Below are 14190 nucleotides of genomic sequence, written 5' to 3'. Positions count from 1 at the left end.
ATCCTTGTGTTCAGACGGCTTGAGGGAATACTATTGTGGCAGCCGAACAGCTAATTCAGACGGCCATTGCTGGCTATTGTCCATCCGAACATAACCATTACCTGTCATGCCGCCTTTAAGCAGGCCGCGGTATCGGAGGGCGGTTTCGGGCGGAATTTTAAGTTTCACTTTAAAAATCAACTTTTCCCTTTCGTTTTGGGTTTCTACCGATTTGGGGGTGAATTGTGCATCAGTTGCGATAAAGCTGATTTTGGCCGGGAAAACGGCAGATAGACCATCTAATATGATACGGGCGTCGTCCCCCACTTTCAGACGGCTGATTTGTGTATTGGGCAGAAATATATTCATATACACATCGGCAGGATCCAACAGGCTGACCACTTTGCTTCCAGCTGCAATCACGCTGCCTGTTTCGGCAATTTTATATTCGACACGGCCTGCTTTCGGTGTGCGGATGGTCATGTCGTCATTAGCTGAAGAGGCCTGATCAATTTGCGCTTGGGCAGCTGCTACGGCCGCTACGGCTTCCGCTCTGGCCGCTTGTGCGGCGCGGACGGAAGCGGTTGCGCCGTTGCGTGCCGCCAGCCGTTTATTGACCTCGGCCGTTGAAATCAAATTATCACGCTTTAGCATTTGCGCATTATCCAATTCCATTTGCGCAACTTTTTGCTGTTGTTGATATGCCTTGATTTCCGCATCCGCCCGCGCTACGGCTTCGTTGGCCCGTTGTTTCTGCGCGTTAGCGGCGGCTAACTGGCTGCTGCTGGTGGTCGAGGATAATTCGGCCAGTATGTCGCCTTCCTCGACATCACTGCCTTCTTCTACCAAAACCGCTTGCACCCGTCCGGGATATAGGCTGGCAATATCGAAACGGTTAAGCTCCAAACGACCGTTGGATTGGGCAAAACCTTCTGGCAATGTATTTGAATCCTGCTGCATATAGATATAGCTGCCGACAGCCGCTACCATTAGTAATATGAATAGAGGAAAGGTTTTTTTCATGTCGGTTCCCATGGGCGTGTTATTAAGCAGATAGGGTCGAAAAAGCCCAAGTGATACGTTGTTCGATGGCTTCGTCGGTTAATAAATCCGGTGTGAAAGTACGTACTTTCTCAGGCAATATGCCCATATTGTCGAAACGCACGGCTAAAAACATCGGCGTAATAACCGACGATAAAATATACGACATACGGCTGACCAAATCGGAAAATGCCATATTAGGAAAACATTTGCCCAATAAATCATAAAGCCTGTCGGAATATTGTGCCGCATGGTGGTGCAAAAATATATCCGCCGCTGCCACGCCGTCGCTACTATCGGCAAACAACCGGTTCACCCAATCCAAGTTATCGCGCAATGCATGGGCTAACAAACGTATGGTATGGCGCAATTGTTCTAAAGGTAGAGTGTGGCCGTCTGAAATAAAATCTATCGAGCCGAATGTTGTTTCATAGTGTTGTTGCCAAAGTTTGGCGATAAAAGCATCTTTGCCGGTAAAAAGATGGTGAAACATACCCGCACTCAATCCGCTTTCGGCTGCCAATAAACGAACTGAAAGTTTACGGTATCCATATTGCGGATAAAGCCGCAAGCCGGCTTCGATAAACTGAGTACGGGCCGAGGGTTTCATCGATCTTATTTTGTATTGGACAAGTGTCCAAATTTAAGTTAAACCTATAGGAAAAACAAGATGAAGTATGTAAAAATTATGGCTTTTTTGTTAATAACCGGTGTGGGAACATTTTGATAAAACTTAGTTGGAAATAATTTTATTTTTAACGGTAAATTAAATCGGAATAGATTCATGCGGTTTTTTGTGTAGAATGGTTCCGATATTTGAATGTGTAGGATAAACAGGCCGTCTGAAAAAGGTGCCGGATGTTTTTATCCGTGTTTATTAAATTTAAGTATTAAGGGAAACAAACTAATGAATATCCGTGTCGGACAGGGGTATGATGTTCACCAATTAATAGAAGGCCGTCCGTTGATTTTGGGTGGTGTCACCATTCCTTTTGAAAAAGGATTATTAGGCCATTCGGATGCCGATGCATTGCTACATGCCCTAACAGATGCATTGTTGGGTGCGGCCGGATTGGGTGATATAGGTTCACATTTTCCCGATACAGCGGCAGAGTTTAAAAATGCAGACAGCCGCGTATTGCTGCGCAAAGCCTATCAAAGCGTACAGGCAGAAGGCTGGCAAGTAGTAAATGTGGATACAACGATTATCGCTCAGAAACCTAAATTGGCACCCCATATTCCGGCGATGCGCCATCATATTGCCGAAGACTTGAAGCTACCTGAAAATGCCGTCAATATTAAAGGTAAAACCAACGAAAAATTAGGCTATTTGGGTCGGCAGGAGGGTATTGAAGCCCAAGCAGTCGTTTTATTACGGAAGGCCGTCTGAATACTGCGCATATAATGAAAAACTGTTACTATTAAATAGACCCCACCTGAGATAGTTTATTTTTCTATGGAGAAAGAGCATGGCATCACAAGATGAATTGAAACGTGTTGCAGCAGAGAAAGCAGTAGAATTTGTACCTGAAAACGAATATATCGGTATTGGTACGGGAACAACTGTTAATTTTTTTATTGAAGCATTGGCTAATAGCGGTAAAAAAATTAAAGGAGTGGTTTCTACATCTCACGAAACATCCAAACTGCTAGAAAAATATGAAATTCCCGAAGTGCAGATGAATGAGGTTTCCCATCTCGCGGTGTATGTGGATGGTGCGGATGAAGTCAATCATTCTCTACAAATGATTAAAGGTGGCGGCGGCGCACATTTAAATGAAAAAATTGTAGCCAATATTGCCGATAAATTCATCTGTATTGCCGATGAAAGTAAATACGTGTCGCGTTTGGGCAGATTTCCTTTGCCAGTAGAAGTAATTCCAATGGCGCGTTCTATGGTATCGCGCAAATTGATGGTTTTGGGCGGGCAGCCTGAGTTAAGAATGGATTTTGTTACTTTCAATGGCCATCAAATTGTAGATATACATGGTTTGAATATAACCCAGCCAATTAGTTTGGAAGATGAAATCAATAAAATTCCCGGCGTCGTAGAAAACGGCTTATTCGGACACAATGCCGCAGATGTGTTGGTGTTAGGTACGAAAGACGGTGCGAAAGTGATTACACCGAATTAATCGGGTTGGTAAATAAAATAAACTTAACAACAAAACGGCTTCATTGATTGATTGTTCAGTGAAGCCGTTTTGTTGTATTTTTTTGGCCTAAAAGCCAAAAAATTCTCAAGATAAACAATGTAGTGGTGGTGGGGTGTATATTTTTTCAGTTTATGGGTATTGACTGGGTAGTTTTGAGTCGGTATAGTTCGGTTTCTTCGCTGCTGACGCAGTGGCGGGAATGCTCTTTAACAACACAGAATACCGATAAGTGTGAGTGCCTGACGGCCTCACACTGCGACAAAAACAGACAGGAATAAAATCTTGTCGGTTTCTTTGAAGCAGACCAGAAGTTATAAGTTAGAGATTGAACATAAGAGTTTGATCCTGGCTCAGATTGAACGCTGGCGGCATGCTTTACACATGCAAGTCGAACGGCAGCACGGAAGAGCTTGCTCTTTTGGTGGCGAGTGGCGAACGGGTGAGTAATGCATCGGAACGTACCGAGTAGTGGGGGATAACTGTCCGAAAGGATGGCTAATACCGCATACGCTTTGAGAAGGAAAGCGGGGGCTCTTAGGACCTCGCGCTATTCGAGCGGCCGATGTCTGATTAGCTAGTTGGTGGGGTAAGAGCCTACCAAGGCGACGATCAGTAGCGGGTCTGAGAGGATGATCCGCCACACTGGGACTGAGACACGGCCCAGACTCCTACGGGAGGCAGCAGTGGGGAATTTTGGACAATGGGGGCAACCCTGATCCAGCCATGCCGCGTGTCTGAAGAAGGCCTTCGGGTTGTAAAGGACTTTTGTCAGGGAAGAAAGGGTTTGTGCTAATACCACGAACATATGACGGTACCTGAAGAATAAGCACCGGCTAACTACGTGCCAGCAGCCGCGGTAATACGTAGGGTGCGAGCGTTAATCGGAATTACTGGGCGTAAAGCGGGCGCAGACGGTTACTTAAGTCAGATGTGAAATCCCCGGGCTCAACCTGGGAACTGCGTTTGAAACTGGGTAGCTAGAGTATGTCAGAGGGGGGTAGAATTCCACGTGTAGCAGTGAAATGCGTAGAGATGTGGAGGAATACCGATGGCGAAGGCAGCCCCCTGGGATAATACTGACGTTCATGCCCGAAAGCGTGGGTAGCAAACAGGATTAGATACCCTGGTAGTCCACGCCCTAAACGATGTCAATTAGCTGTTGGGGCACTTGATGCCTTAGTAGCGTAGCTAACGCGTGAAATTGACCGCCTGGGGAGTACGGTCGCAAGATTAAAACTCAAAGGAATTGACGGGGACCCGCACAAGCGGTGGATGATGTGGATTAATTCGATGCAACGCGAAGAACCTTACCTGGTCTTGACATGTACGGAATCCTCCAGAGACGGAGGAGTGCCTTCGGGAGCCGTAACACAGGTGCTGCATGGCTGTCGTCAGCTCGTGTCGTGAGATGTTGGGTTAAGTCCCGCAACGAGCGCAACCCTTGTCATTAGTTGCCATCATTAAGTTGGGCACTCTAATGAGACTGCCGGTGACAAGCCGGAGGAAGGTGGGGATGACGTCAAGTCCTCATGGCCCTTATGACCAGGGCTTCACACGTCATACAATGGTCGGTACAGAGGGTAGCCAAGCCGCGAGGTGGAGCCAATCTCATAAAACCGATCGTAGTCCGGATTGCACTCTGCAACTCGAGTGCATGAAGTCGGAATCGCTAGTAATCGCAGGTCAGCATACTGCGGTGAATACGTTCCCGGGTCTTGTACACACCGCCCGTCACACCATGGGAGTGGGGGATACCAGAAGTAGGTAGGGTAACCGCAAGGAGCCCGCTTACCACGGTATGCTTCATGACTGGGGTGAAGTCGTAACAAGGTAGCCGTAGGGGAACCTGCGGCTGGATCACCTCCTTTCTAGAGAAAAGAAGAGGTTGTTGGGTACTCACACTTATCGGTAAGCTGTGTAAAAGATGCATGAGAAGTTTTAAGAATGCTTATGCGCAAGCTATAAGCTGTCTGTTGTTAAGACAATAGAGACCTTGGGTTTGTAGCTCAGCTGGTTAGAGCACACGCTTGATAAGCGTGGGGTCGGAGGTTCAAGTCCTCCCAGACCCACCAGAGATTCTTCGGGCAGGTTGTAGAAGCTGTCCGGACGGATAAGGGGGCATAGCTCAGTTGGTAGAGCACCTGCTTTGCAAGCAGGGGGTCATCGGTTCGATCCCGTTTGCCTCCACCAAAAGCCGCTAGGTTAAAACATATTGCTACTTTTTAAATTAAAGCCAGCTTTAAAAGCTGTTTTTAATTTGCAAAGTGACTAAGCAACAGTCGTTGTTTAGTAGGCATGCATCGCTCTTTAACAAATTGGAAAGCCGAAATCAACAAACAAAGACAATGTCGATTTACCGAAAGGTAAGTTGTACAGTATTTGGGTGATGATTGTATCGAGTAACTTATGAAAGACAAAAGGCATAAGTTACACACAACAAAAGCAGTAAGCTTTATCAAAGTATGAACATCTAATCTGATTACTCGTCAACGGTAATTTAGATGAAGTCAAAGAGGTTCTTGAAATGATAGAGTCAAGTGAATAAGTGCATCAGGTGGATGCCTTGGCGATGATAGGCGAAGAAGGACGTGTAAGCCTGCGAAAAGCATCGGGGAGCTGGCAATAAAGCTATGATCCGGTGATGTCCGAATGGGGAAACCCACTGCATTCTGTGCAGTATCCGCTCCTGAATACATAGGGAGTGAGAAGCGAACCCGGAGAACTGAACCATCTAAGTACCCGGAGGAAAAGAAATCAACCGAGATTCCGCAAGTAGTGGCGAGCGAACGCGGAGGAGCCTGTATACGATAGCCATTGAGATAGAAGAACAAGCTGGGAAGCTTGGCCATAGTGGGTGACAGCCCCGTATTCGAAATTTCATTGGTGGTACTAAATATACGACAAGTAGGGCGGGACACGTGAAATCCTGTCTGAATATGGGGGGACCATCCTCCAAGGCTAAATACTCATCATCGACCGATAGTGAACCAGTACCGTGAGGGAAAGGCGAAAAGAACCCCGGGAGGGGAGTGAAATAGAACCTGAAACCTGATGCATACAAACAGTGGGAGCACCTTTAGGTGTGACTGCGTACCTTTTGTATAATGGGTCAACGACTTACATTCAGTAGCGAGCTTAACCGGATAGGGGAGGCGTAGGGAAACCGAGTCTTAATAGGGCGTCTAGTTGCTGGGTGTAGACCCGAAACCGAGTGATCTATCCATGGCCAGGATGAAGGTGCGGTAACACGCACTGGAGGTCCGAACCCACGCATGTTGCAAAATGCGGGGATGAGCTGTGGATAGGGGTGAAAGGCTAAACAAACTCGGAGATAGCTGGTTCTCCCCGAAAACTATTTAGGTAGTGCCTCATGTATCACTTCCGGGGGTAAAGCACTGTTATGGCTAGGGGGTCATTGCGACTTACCAACCCATGGCAAACTAAGAATACCGGAAAGTGCAATCATGGGAGACAGACAGCGGGTGCTAACGTCCGTTGTCGAAAGGGAAACAACCCAGACCGCCAGCTAAGGTCCCAAATGACAGATTAAGTGGTAAACGAAGTGGGAAGGCCCAGACAGCCAGGATGTTGGCTTAGAAGCAGCCATCATTTAAAGAAAGCGTAATAGCTCACTGGTCGAGTCGTCCTGCGCGGAAGATGTAACGGGGCTCAAATCTGTAACCGAAGCTGCGGATGCATGCTTGCATGCATGGTAGGGGAGCGTTCTGTAGGCCGAAGAAGGTGACTTGAGAAGGTTGCTGGAGGTATCAGAAGTGCGAATGTTGACATGAGTAGCGATAAAGCGGGTGAAAAGCCCGCTCGCCGAAAGCCCAAGGTTTCCTACGCAACGTTCATCGGCGTAGGGTGAGTCGGCCCCTAAGGCGAGGCAGAAATGCGTAGTCGATGGGAAACGGGTTAATATTCCCGTACTTGATTCAAATGCGATGTGGGGACGGAGAAGGTTAGGTTAGCAAGCTGTTGGAATAGCTTGTTCAAGCCGGTAGGTGGAAAGTTTAGGCAAATCCGGACTTTCATAACACCGAGAAGCGATAACGATTGTCTACGGACAAGAAGTAACCGATACCACGCTTCCAGGAAAAGCCACTAAGCTTCAGTTTGAATTGAACCGTACCGCAAACCGACACAGGTGGGCAGGATGAGAATTCTAAGGCGCTTGAGAGAACTCGGGAGAAGGAACTCGGCAAATTGATACCGTAACTTCGGGAGAAGGTATGCCCTTCGATGTGAAAGACTTGCTCTGTAAGCATTGGAGGGTCGCAGAGAATCGGTGGCTGCGACTGTTTATTAAAAACACAGCACTCTGCTAACACGAAAGTGGACGTATAGGGTGTGACGCCTGCCCGGTGCTGGAAGGTTAATTGAAGATGTGAGAGCATCGGATCGAAGCCCCAGTAAACGGCGGCCGTAACTATAACGGTCCTAAGGTAGCGAAATTCCTTGTCGGGTAAGTTCCGACCCGCACGAATGGCGTAACGATGGCCACACTGTCTCCTCCCGAGACTCAGCGAAGTTGAAATGGTTGTGAAGATGCAATCTCCCCGCTGCTAGACGGAAAGACCCCGTGAACCTTTACTGTAGCTTTGCATTGGACTTTGAAGTCACTTGTGTAGGATAGGTGGGAGGCTTTGAAGCAGAGACGCTAGTTTCTGTGGAGCCGTCCTTGAAATACCACCCTGGTGTCTTTGAGGTTCTAACCCAGGCCCGTAATCCGGGTCGGGGACCGTGCATGGTAGGCAGTTTGACTGGGGCGGTCTCCTCCCAAAGAGTAACGGAGGAGTTCGAAGGTTACCTAGGTCCGGTCGGAAATCGGACTGATAGTGCAATGGCAAAAGGTAGCTTAACTGCGAGACCGACAAGTCGAGCAGGTGCGAAAGCAGGACATAGTGATCCGGTGGTTCTGTATGGAAGGGCCATCGCTCAACGGATAAAAGGTACTCCGGGGATAACAGGCTGATTCCGCCCAAGAGTTCATATCGACGGCGGAGTTTGGCACCTCGATGTCGGCTCATCACATCCTGGGGCTGTAGTCGGTCCCAAGGGTATGGCTGTTCGCCATTTAAAGTGGTACGTGAGCTGGGTTTAAAACGTCGTGAGACAGTTTGGTCCCTATCTGCAGTGGGCGTTGGAAGTTTGACGGGGGCTGCTCCTAGTACGAGAGGACCGGAGTGGACGAACCTCTGGTGTACCGGTTGTGACGCCAGTCGCATTGCCGGGTAGCTAAGTTCGGAAGAGATAAGCGCTGAAGGCATCTAAGCGCGAAACTCGCCTGAAGATGAGACTTCCCTTGCGGTTTAACCGCACTAAAGAGTCGTTCGAGACCAGGACGTTGATAGGCAGGGTGTGGAAGCGTGGTAACACGTGGAGCTAACCTGTACTAATTGCTCGTGAGGCTTGACTCTATCATTTGAAGAACTTCAGATGAAAGCTTACTGTATCCTTCAAAAGGATACGATACAAACATTACCGAAACAGTTGATTGAAATAAAAACGGCTTTACCGATTTGACAGTTTAGTCTGGCGGCCATAGCGAGTTGGTCCCACGCCTTCCCATCCCGAACAGGACCGTGAAACGACTCAGCGCCGATGATAGTGTGGATACCCATGTGAAAGTAGGTCACTGCCAGACACTTATACCGAACCCCTGATAGAATACTATCAGGGGTTTTTGCTTTTTACAGAGATATATTACAAATACTTATTGTGACGTCATGACAACAGATATGATAAATGCAGTGATAATAATTGTTAATACTTGTATGCTGCTTTATGATGGGGCTGCTGTCTGGGAAGAAGACGGTATCTTATACACAACGACAAAGGAGCAGTGATGAAGCGTTATTTGTTGGGCATCTGGGCGGCGCTATCGGTGACGATGGCTGCGGCAGCGGTGAATATCAATACGGCGGGGGCGGAGGAGTTGGCCGAGCTGCCGGGTATCGGGCCCTCGAAGGCGGCGGCGATTGTGGCCTACCGTGATGAGAATGGTGCCTTTAAGTCGGTGGCAGAGTTGAAGAATGTGAAGGGGATTGGCGACGGTATTTTAGCGAAGGTGCGCGAAGAGGCCGTTACCGCCGACAATGCCGCCAATGCCAATAAAAAAGCCAAACCCGCCCTGAAAAAGTAAATACAGCCGCCTTGGCAGACTCCGGTTGTCGGTGGATAAAGATAAGACAATAGCCCCATCAAGATAATGGGGCTTCGTTTTACCTTGAAGCGGGCAAAAAGGAAAAGTTGTTTATTAAGGAGTTATTTTTATACGATTTCTGCTTTGGTAATCACTACTGGATCAACCGGTACATCAGCATGATAACCATGATTTTTGGTTTTAACGTTTTCAATAGCATCTACAACGTCTTGGCCTTCCACTACTTTACCAAATACCGCATATCCCCAACCATGTAGGCTTGGTTCGGTATGGTTTAGGAAAGTATTGTCTTTTGTATTAATAAAAAATTGTGAAGAGGCTGAGTGGGGAGCCTGTGTACGTGCCATGGCAATAGTATATTTATCATTTTTCAAGCCGTTTTGGGCTTCATTTTGAATCGGCTCACGATTTTCTTTTTCATTCATGTTTTCATCCATACCGCCACCTTGGATCATAAAGCCTTTGATAACACGATGGAAAATCAAACCATCATAAAAACCGTCTTTGACATATTGTTCAAAGTTAGCTGAGGTGATTGGGGCTTTTTCGTGATCAAGCTCGATGCCGATGATGCCGAAATTTGTATGCAGTTTAATCATGAGGAAGTCCTTTACTTAGTTGTTGGAAAAAATGATTGCTATTCTATTTTAGAGGAAATCAAGAAAATAATTTAAATTTTTTCGTGTTGTTTTATTATATGTGTTGTTATTGTCTATTGTATTTATTGTAGATAAGGAGTGACTGTTAAAATTCAAGGCCGTCTGAAGAAGGTTTTCAGACGGCCTTGAATAATATTATAAAGCTGTTTTCCAGTGTAGGCCGCTTTGTGATGGCACTTGTGTAATCTCGTTTGTTTCAAGATTAATAGCAGTAAGCTTCCCGCCCCATAATGCGCCGGTGTCGAGTGAAATGACTTGATATTGGTTTAAATAACCCAATGCCGACCAATGGCCGAAAACAATGGTATGGCTTAAATGTTGGCGGTTGGGTGCTTCAAACCATGCGCAAAGGTCTTTGGGCATTTTATCTAAGCCTGCTTTGAAATCATAATCCAGTTTGTTTTTGTCGATAGTGATGGCGCGCATACGGGTGAAAACATTGGTAATCATGCGCAGCCTGTCGTAGCCGCTTAAATCGGATTTCCATGTGCGTGGTTTGTTGCCGTACATATGGGAAAAATAATTTTTAGCCTTTTTATCATTGCCTTGTAATACCGTTTCAACTTCCCGTGCCAGACTTTCGGCTTGAGAAATATCCCATTGCGGCAATAAGCCGGCGTGGACTAATACATGATTTTCCCCATGTATTAATAAGGGTTGGGATTGTAGCCAGTCCAGCATTTTTTTGCTTTTGGGATGTTCGAGAATCGGTAAAATAGTATCGCCACGTTTAATTTCGCCATAGCCATAAGAAACAGCTAAAAGATGAAGGTCATGGTTGCCGAGGATGGTACGGATACTGCTTTCGTGTTGCATAACAAATTGCAGCGTTTCCAGTGATTGAGGGCCGCGGTTGACAATATCACCTGTAAGCCAGAGTGTATCTTTGCCGTGGTTAAAGTCGATTTTATTTAACAGTGCGGTCAATTCTTGAAAGCAGCCTTGTACATCGCCGATCGCGTAGTGTGCCATTGTGTGTGAATCCGTAGGTATGGTCTGATGATTGATTGGTAAGGTTAAAGGCCGTCTGAAAATAATGACATTCGTTTTATCTATATAATACATAATGGCAAATAAGTTTCAGACGGCCATTACTTTAATTTAGTCTTTTACAATCAATACGGCTTCGGCTTCTACTTGTACCCCTTTGGGTAAAGCGGCAACGCCGACTGCGGCACGGGCAGGATAGGGTTGGGTGAAATATTCAGCCATCACTTCGTTAAAAATCGCGAAATTGCCTAAGTCGATCAGATAAGCATTTACTTTCACAATGTCGTCAAGTGAAGCACCGGCAGCTTGGGCAACTGCTCTCAGGTTTTTAAAAACCTGATGGGCTTCTGCGCGAAAATCTCCGTCGCCGACAACGGTCATGGTTGCAGGATCAAGTGGAATCTGGCCGCTCATATAGACAGTATTACCTGCACGAACGGCTTGGCTGTATGCGCCGATAGCGGCAGGGGCGTTGTCGGTATGAATAATGGTTTTACTCATTGAAATCTCCTTGTATAAAAGTATATATACGGACTGAAAGTCGGCTATTGCCGGAACCATGGGTTCACAATAAAAAGCATTTCAGACGGCGAATCATAATGACATTACTTACTTTAAATGTTTTCTATTTTATAGAACCATATAAAGTTTCGTAATATTTAGGATTCTACCCAATTTTTGGCAGCATCCATATCTGCCCAAATTTGTTTTTTCAAATCGTCTATATTGTCAAATTTGGCCTCATCGCGCAATTTGTGTAGAAAACGTACCCGCAGGCGTTGGCCATATAGATTGCCATTGAAATCAAAAAGGTGAACTTCTAATTTTTGACGGCGGTTTTGGGATACGGTGGGGTTAAAGCCAAAACTGGCTACACCGCGCCGTATACCGAATTCACCTTCGGCTTCAACCACAAAAACGCCGCTAAGCGGGTAGTGGTGTTGTGGCAATTGTATATTGGCTGTGGGGCAGCCAATGGTTCGCCCGAGTTTGGCACCGTGTTTTACACGCCCGCTGAGAGCGTAGTCATGGCCGAGCAGTTTACGGGCATAGGATAAAAGGCCGTCTGAAAGAGCTTGTCGGATAGCAGTGCTGCTGGCACGGATATTTTCAACCAAAACGGAGGGTGTGCTTTCGACAACCATACCGGGCTGGTTTTGCAACAGTTGGAAGTTGCCTTCTCTTCCTGCGCCAAAGCGAAAGTCATCGCCAATCAGCATATATTTGGTATGAAGTGTTTCACCAAGCAGTCGGTCGATAAAATCTTGTGCACTAATATTGGCAAAAGCCTGATTAAAACGTAATACCCATACGGCATCGACACAACCTGTATCACGCAAGAGCCGTAATTTTGTACGAAGCGGGCTTAGACGGTGGGGCTGTTTGCGGTTTGATTTGCGGGCAAAAAATTCTTGTGGTTGCGGTTCGAAAATAATAACTATAACCGGTAGGTTGCGACTGTCGGCTTCTTGCTTGAGTCGCTGCAGGATGTGACGGTGGCCAAGGTGCACGCCGTCAAAATTGCCGATGGTGACGGCAGCTCCCTGCGGAAAGTCGGGGCGGCTGCCCAAACCGAACCAGATTTTCATAAGATTATTGCCTGTGTGTAAAAGAAAAACAGATTATTGTAAACTTAATCGGTTTCAATGGGAAATCTGATTGAACGCTTAAAATAGAACAGGCTGTCTGCCGATAGGGTGCGGTGGACAGCCTTTATTCTGCTTTCCGTATGGTTAACGTTTTATGCTTGTGCTTCTTCAAATCCGGTTACTTCCAAGCCGAAGCCTGTTAAGCCGTTCATGGAAGAAGGTTGACCCATAACGCGCATTTTTTGTACGTTTAGACCGGCGAGAATTTGTGCGCCGATACCATAGGTTTTTCTATCCCACTTTTTGACTTGGAAACTGCTTTTCGGAAGTGTGCGGTCAAGCAGCGCGCTACCGTCTTCCGTTCTGTGAAGAAGAATTACTACGCCACTTTCCGCTTGATGGATATGGGTTAAAGCATCGGGTAGTGACCATGAATGATTGGGATCGACTTGTAGAAAATCCATGGCACTGAAAGGTTCGTGTACGCGAACGAGTGTTTCTTTATCGGGATTGATGGTGCCTTTTACCAAAGCCAGATGGGTTTCTCCGGAAAGTTTATCGACATAAACGTGTTGTTGGAATGTGCCCCAAGGTGTATTGATTGTGGTATCGCCCATTTCTTCCAACAAGCTTTCGGTACGGCTGCGGTATTCGATTAAGTCGGCAATCGTACCAATTTTGATTTGGTGCTCTTCGGCAAATTTCATCAATTCGGGCATGCGTGCCATAGTGCCGTCGTCATTGAGGATTTCACAAATTACACCGGCGGGAATCAATCCGCTCATTTGCGCCAAGTCGACGGCTGCTTCGGTGTGTCCGGCACGCACGAGGACGCCGCCTTTTTGTGAACGCAGTGGGAAAATATGGCCGGGTTGGACAATATCTTCAGGTTTCACGGCAGGCGATACGGCGGTTTGAATGGTTAAGGCGCGGTCGGCGGCGGAAATGCCGGTTGAAATACCGTGTGCGGCTTCGATTGATACGGTAAAGTTGGTGCCGTATTGGGCACCGTTTTTCTGAGTCATTTGCGGCAGGTTGAGGCGGTCGACCAATTCGTCATTCATCGGCAGGCATACCAAACCGCGGGCGTGTTTGATCATAAAGTTAATGGCCTGTGGAGTAACGAATTGGGCGGCCATAATCAAATCGCCTTCGTTTTCTCGGTCTTCCGCGTCGGTGATAATAACCATTTTGCCGGCTTTAATGTCGGCAAGGATTTCGGGGATGGGGGAAATTTTACTCATATTCCGGTTCGATTCTGTATTGATATGGGATGGGGATGTCTGATTGACAGGCTTGTCGCCATGGTCGGTATCGAGCCACATGGCCGGCATGCCTGCCGAATGTTCGATTTTGCGGGCTTTTTTTTCGCCGAAGGATTTGTTTTTCAGCAGGGCGGATAATTCACCGGCATTAATGGCCGCTGCTGCGGCAAATTGTGCCTGTTGCCCACCGTAATGCTTGGTAATCCATTGGCGCAGATTGTGCCGCCGTCGTGCTACAGTATCCATATTGCTGATTGGGTAAGGTTGTTGGAATGGCATTATAGGTTTGTGTTTACCAAAAAGCAAATAGGTTTTGTTGATATACTATTTACTATTTGGTAAATA

Annotated in this window: 10 protein-coding genes, 2 tRNA genes and 3 rRNA genes; 8 read left to right on the top strand and 7 right to left on the bottom strand. The window is 46.9% G+C overall.

The window, feature by feature from the left end; genetic code table 11:
• Positions 1–30: 30 nt before the first annotated feature.
• Entirely contained in the window at positions 31–1002 is a 972-nt protein-coding gene (locus D0T92_RS08495) for an HlyD family secretion protein (RefSeq protein ID WP_151051966.1), read from the bottom strand.
• Between the two features lie 22 nt (positions 1003–1024).
• Complete coding sequence (locus tag D0T92_RS08490) at positions 1025–1630, bottom strand: TetR/AcrR family transcriptional regulator (protein WP_151051964.1); 606 nt, start codon at positions 1628–1630, stop codon at positions 1025–1027.
• A gap of 297 nt (positions 1631–1927) precedes the next feature.
• On the opposite strand from D0T92_RS08490, the gene ispF reads away from it, so the two are divergent.
• From ispF to D0T92_RS08450, 8 genes are all read left to right on the top strand, one after another.
• The gene (gene ispF / locus D0T92_RS08485) at positions 1928–2410 is read left to right on the top strand and encodes a 2-C-methyl-D-erythritol 2,4-cyclodiphosphate synthase (protein WP_151051962.1); all 483 of its coding nucleotides are present in this window, start codon (positions 1928–1930) and stop codon (positions 2408–2410) included.
• A gap of 79 nt (positions 2411–2489) precedes the next feature.
• Positions 2490–3155, top strand: coding sequence for a ribose-5-phosphate isomerase RpiA (gene rpiA / locus D0T92_RS08480; protein WP_151051960.1), 666 nt, complete (start codon positions 2490–2492; stop codon positions 3153–3155).
• Positions 3156–3503: 348 nt separating this feature from the next.
• Positions 3504–5044: ribosomal RNA gene (locus tag D0T92_RS08475) — 16S ribosomal RNA — on the top strand.
• Between the two features lie 127 nt (positions 5045–5171).
• A tRNA-Ile gene (locus D0T92_RS08470) sits at positions 5172–5248 on the top strand.
• A gap of 42 nt (positions 5249–5290) precedes the next feature.
• Positions 5291–5366 (top strand) — tRNA-Ala (locus tag D0T92_RS08465).
• A gap of 341 nt (positions 5367–5707) precedes the next feature.
• Positions 5708–8596, top strand: a 23S ribosomal RNA gene (locus D0T92_RS08460).
• Between the two features lie 114 nt (positions 8597–8710).
• Positions 8711–8823 (top strand): 5S ribosomal RNA (gene rrf, locus D0T92_RS08455).
• The 16S, 23S and 5S rRNA genes sit together here with 2 tRNA genes alongside, the layout of an rRNA operon.
• 201 nt (positions 8824–9024) lie before the next feature.
• Complete coding sequence (locus D0T92_RS08450) at positions 9025–9321, top strand: ComEA family DNA-binding protein (protein ID WP_151051958.1); 297 nt, start codon at positions 9025–9027, stop codon at positions 9319–9321.
• Between the two features lie 128 nt (positions 9322–9449).
• On the opposite strand, the gene D0T92_RS08445 is transcribed toward D0T92_RS08450, so the two are convergent.
• The 5 genes from D0T92_RS08445 to ribBA form a co-directional block, all read right to left on the bottom strand.
• Positions 9450–9941 (bottom strand): peptidylprolyl isomerase, encoded by a 492-nt coding sequence (locus D0T92_RS08445; RefSeq protein WP_151051956.1) that lies wholly within the window; start codon positions 9939–9941, stop codon positions 9450–9452.
• Positions 9942–10136: 195 nt separating this feature from the next.
• On the bottom strand, positions 10137–10973 hold the full coding sequence (locus D0T92_RS08440; protein WP_151051954.1) for a symmetrical bis(5'-nucleosyl)-tetraphosphatase: 837 nt from the start codon (positions 10971–10973) through the stop codon (positions 10137–10139).
• A gap of 129 nt (positions 10974–11102) precedes the next feature.
• Entirely contained in the window at positions 11103–11492 is a 390-nt protein-coding gene (locus D0T92_RS08435) for a RidA family protein (RefSeq protein WP_151051952.1), read from the bottom strand.
• Between the two features lie 158 nt (positions 11493–11650).
• The gene (ribF, locus tag D0T92_RS08430) at positions 11651–12580 is read right to left on the bottom strand and encodes a bifunctional riboflavin kinase/FAD synthetase (protein WP_151051950.1); all 930 of its coding nucleotides are present in this window, start codon (positions 12578–12580) and stop codon (positions 11651–11653) included.
• A gap of 152 nt (positions 12581–12732) precedes the next feature.
• Positions 12733–14091: a bifunctional 3,4-dihydroxy-2-butanone-4-phosphate synthase/GTP cyclohydrolase II gene (gene ribBA / locus D0T92_RS08425; RefSeq protein WP_151053036.1), complete on the bottom strand. Its 1359-nt coding sequence runs from the start codon at positions 14089–14091 to the stop codon at positions 12733–12735.
• Between the last annotated feature and the right edge of the window lie 99 nt (positions 14092–14190).

It is taken from the genome of Neisseria zalophi (assembly GCF_008807015.1).
GTDB lineage: Bacteria > Pseudomonadota > Gammaproteobacteria > Burkholderiales > Neisseriaceae > Neisseria > Neisseria zalophi.
The sequence above is the reverse complement of the archived record's forward strand: the minus strand, read 5'-3'. Positions and strand labels throughout refer to the sequence as shown.

Excerpts from the sequence above, each read along its gene's own strand:
- D0T92_RS08490 (WP_151051964.1), bottom strand. The coding sequence starts at position 1,630 with ATGAAACCCTCGGCCCGTACTCAGTTTATCGAAGCCGGCTTGCGGCTT.
- D0T92_RS08445 (WP_151051956.1), bottom strand. The coding sequence starts at position 9,941 with ATGATTAAACTGCATACAAATTTCGGCATCATCGGCATCGAGCTTGAT.
- D0T92_RS08440 (WP_151051954.1), bottom strand. The coding sequence starts at position 10,973 with ATGGCACACTACGCGATCGGCGATGTACAAGGCTGCTTTCAAGAATTG.
- D0T92_RS08435 (WP_151051952.1), bottom strand. The coding sequence starts at position 11,492 with ATGAGTAAAACCATTATTCATACCGACAACGCCCCTGCCGCTATCGGC.
- rpiA (WP_151051960.1), top strand. The coding sequence starts at position 2,490 with ATGGCATCACAAGATGAATTGAAACGTGTTGCAGCAGAGAAAGCAGTA.
- D0T92_RS08495 (WP_151051966.1), bottom strand. The coding sequence starts at position 1,002 with ATGAAAAAAACCTTTCCTCTATTCATATTACTAATGGTAGCGGCTGTC.
- ribF (WP_151051950.1), bottom strand. The coding sequence starts at position 12,580 with ATGAAAATCTGGTTCGGTTTGGGCAGCCGCCCCGACTTTCCGCAGGGA.
- ispF (WP_151051962.1), top strand. The coding sequence starts at position 1,928 with ATGAATATCCGTGTCGGACAGGGGTATGATGTTCACCAATTAATAGAA.
- ribBA (WP_151053036.1), bottom strand. The coding sequence starts at position 14,091 with ATGGATACTGTAGCACGACGGCGGCACAATCTGCGCCAATGGATTACC.
- D0T92_RS08450 (WP_151051958.1), top strand. The coding sequence starts at position 9,025 with ATGAAGCGTTATTTGTTGGGCATCTGGGCGGCGCTATCGGTGACGATG.